The sequence below is a fragment of the Photobacterium sp. R1 genome (genome assembly GCF_054600795.1).
Genome location: NZ_BAAHZP010000863.1, coordinates 1 through 244 on the forward strand (window position 1 = coordinate 1; position 244 = coordinate 244).

Consider the following 244-nt stretch of genomic DNA (forward strand, 5'->3'; position numbering starts at 1 on the left):
GGTTTTAAAACGTGCATCTTCAATAATGCCTTCATCAGACACTTTGATTTGCAGTTTCATTACGTCGCCACATGCCGGCGCACCAACCATACCGCTACCGATATTTTTATCATCTTTATCAAATGAGCCCACGTTCCGCGGGTTCTCGTAATGATCAATTACTTTGTCACTATATGCCATGGTAATTTCCTCGAATTCGTGAAGACCGCAACTTAGTGGTGTGCCCACTCAACTGTGTTCAGGT

The 244-nt window shown here is 43.9% G+C and carries 1 protein-coding gene; it reads right to left on the reverse strand.

Annotated features, from left to right (window positions below; translation table 11 throughout):
* A partial coding sequence (locus tag ACYP03_RS27535; protein ID WP_459782876.1) for an iron-sulfur cluster assembly scaffold protein occupies positions 1–180 on the reverse strand: 180 nt, incomplete at its 3' end.
* Positions 181–244 lie beyond the last annotated feature (64 nt).